Origin of the sequence: Nonomuraea sp. NPDC049784, assembly GCF_040659615.1 — a bacterium.
Lineage (GTDB): Bacteria > Actinomycetota > Actinomycetes > Streptosporangiales > Streptosporangiaceae > Nonomuraea.
This window is the reverse complement of the sequence record NZ_JBFAMX010000965.1, coordinates 1-2,686: the sequence shown is the minus strand read 5'-3', so window position 1 is coordinate 2,686 and position 2,686 is coordinate 1. Positions and strand designations below refer to the sequence as shown.

2 protein-coding genes are annotated in these 2,686 nt (G+C 72.4%); both read right to left on the bottom strand.

All coding sequences use genetic code 11. From position 1 onward, the window contains the following. A partial coding sequence (locus AB0J09_RS61780; RefSeq protein WP_360713421.1) for an alpha/beta hydrolase-fold protein occupies window positions 1-1,432 on the bottom strand: 1,432 nt, incomplete at its 3' end. Between the two features lie 122 nt (window positions 1,433-1,554). Next, the gene (locus AB0J09_RS61775) at window positions 1,555-2,511 is read right to left on the bottom strand and encodes a hypothetical protein (RefSeq protein ID WP_360713419.1); all 957 of its coding nucleotides are present in this window, start codon (window positions 2,509-2,511) and stop codon (window positions 1,555-1,557) included. Between the last annotated feature and the right edge of the window lie 175 nt (window positions 2,512-2,686).

Here is a 2,686-nt window from a genome sequence, read left to right as displayed (position 1 = left end):
GCGGGGACGATCCGGTCCACCATAGAAGCGGGGAACCGTACGTTCTCCTCGACCCATGCGAGCAGTGGCCGCCGCTGCTCGCGCCGTCCAGCGCGCCCTTGGTGTAGCCCGCCACGTACGCGCCGCCGTCGGGCGCGGCCGTCAGCGCGTAGAGGCGGTCGGCCACGCCGGCCACGCCGAACTGGGTGATCCAGCGGACGGCCCCGCTCGCGTCGAGGTTGGCCACGAACGCGTCGTCCGTGGTGTTGCCCGCGTGCCGCCCGTCCAGATCGCCCTTGGTGTATCCGGCCGCCAGCACGCCGCCGTCCGGCAGGGCCGCCACGCCGTAGAGGCGCTCGTCCGCCGGGGTGGCGAGCTGCTTCGTCCAACCGCCGGCACGGGTGAGCACCGCGTTCCCGCCGGCCGCGTACCCGATGGTCAGGGAGCCGTCCGCGTGGGCCGCCACTCCCCCGGCCCAGTCGGTGCCGGGCGTGCCGTACAGCGGGGCGGGCAGCCCGGTCGCAGGCGTGACGCTCAGGCCCGGGCCCAGCTCGGCCATGGCCTGCTCGAAGGCGGGCGTCCAGACCGTCCAGTCGTGGCCGCCGTCCATGACGCGCAGCTGCGCGGAGATCGCCGGCGAGCGCCTGGCGGCGTTGTAGAGGGCCGCGGACTCGAAGTCCAGGTCGTGATGGGCATCGGCGGGGTCGGGGTTGGCGTACTCGTCGTCGCCGACCGCCACGAACAGCCGCACCGGCAGGTCGGGGTCCAGCTTCGGCAGCAGCGCCGGGTAGTTGAGCTCCCGGTAGACCTCGTCGGAGAACTTCTCACCGTCCTTGCCGAACGCCCCGTAGTCGCGGGCCGAGGAGTCGGACGGCGGCAGCGGCGTGTAGACGGCCGGGCTGAGCACGGCGGCGGCGCTGAACAGGTCCTGATGCGCGAGCGCGAAACGCAGCGCGCCCGCGCCGCCCATCGAGTACCCGCCGACCAGGCGGGCCTCCCTGATGGGCGCGGTACGGTACGTCGCGTCCACGTGCGCGACCAGGTCCTTGGTGAACGCCGTCTCCACCGGCCTGCCGGGCAGGTCGGCGCCGGTGTAGCGAGAGTCGGCGTACCAACTGCCGCGCTCGCTCCAGGGGGCGTCCGGCATGACCGCGATGACGGGCGGGATGCGCTTGGTCCGGATCATGTCGTCCAGGACCGTCTTGACCCGGGTCCAGGCCTGCATGGTGTCGCCCCGGCCGTGCAGGAGGTAGAGAACCGGGTGACGGTCGCTGCTCTGGTCGTAGCCGCTGGGGAGGTAGACGTTGTAGGCGATGTTCTCACCCAGCGCCTGCGAAGGGGCGGACGCGGTGGTGAGCGTGCCGCCCTGCCGTACCTCCGTCTCGCCGGGCGTGGCCAGCAGGAAGAGTGACGCGAGGACGGCGAGCACGGCGATCCAGCGGGGTTTGGGCATCGACCGCTCCTGTAAACGTTTACCGTAGGCACCTTGCGGTGTTTCGGGAGAGTTTCGTGGTGAAGGTGTGGCGGTGTCAACCATTGCGGGGCGCGCCGGGTCCTCCCCGGCGCGCCCTTCTCTCAGCGGCGGAACACCTCCAGCAGTTCCTCCGCTCGCTCCGTGCGGGTGATCCACACCTCGCGGCCGCGCCGCTCCCTGCTGATCAGCCGGGCGGCGCTCAGCCGGTCGCAGTGGTACGTGATGCTGCTGGGCGCGACCTGCATGCCGGCCGCCAGCATGCTCATGGTCATGGGCTGGCCGATCGCGGCGAGCAGGTCCGCGCGGACCGGCCCGACCAGCGCCGACAACTCGTCGAGCGCCGGCGCCACGGGCCGGCGCCACAGCGTCTGCGCGCCGGGCACCGGGTACGCGATCCAGACCGCCTCCTCGTGGTCGAGGCTGACGATGACCGCGTCCTTGCCCGCCAGCATCGGCACCAGGACGATCCTCCGGTCGCCCAGTTCGTACGTGCTCGACTCCACGTCGGCGATGAGCAGCCCGCGCTCGCCGGACACGATGCGGCTGTTGAGCGCGCCGAGCAGCAGCTCGGGGCCGCCGCGGACGGCGGCCACACCGACGCGCCGGACCTCCCTGTCCAGCAGGGCGCGGGCGCGCCTCCACAGGGGCTCGGTGGCGTTCCAGACGTCGGCGAGGGCGCTCGCGTAGCCGGCCAGCCAGGGACCGGGCCGCTCGGCCGCCGGACGCCAGTGGGCGGGCAGCGGTCCGCGGCCGAACGCCTGCTCCAGATCCTTGATCAGATTGTCGGGCGGGAGATCGCGCAGGGCGCTGATCTGGGCCTGCATGGAGACGTCCCCGCTGATGGGGGTGCGTGGCACGAGGCTGTCGGGGACCACCGAGTAGCCGGGTGCGGCGAGGGGGCGTACGGCCTGGTGTCCCTGCCTGCCGACCCGCGAGCTGATCGCCTTGCGCCAGAGCTCCGGCAGGCCGCGGCGGCGGCCGGCGAGAGCGTCGGCGATCATGGCGAGGGCGGTCAGGTGCGGGGAGATCGAGATGGACAGCTGCGGCGCGGAGGTCATGCGCAGTTCGCTCCACACAGTGGTGCTGATTACGTCGGCTCCTTCAGGTTGGACTCGATCAGGTAACGATGTCCGAACCTATTCCTGACGCTTTCCCCTTACTTGAAGCCCGCTTGCAGGGTTGACGTGCGCGTGCCCGGCCGGCCGGGCACGCGCCGCGGCGGCCGGGCTCCAC

Coding starts and splice junctions, on each gene's coding strand:
- AB0J09_RS61775 (WP_360713419.1), bottom strand. CDS start 2,511: ATGACCTCCGCGCCGCAGCTGTCCATCTCGATCTCCCCGCACCTGACC.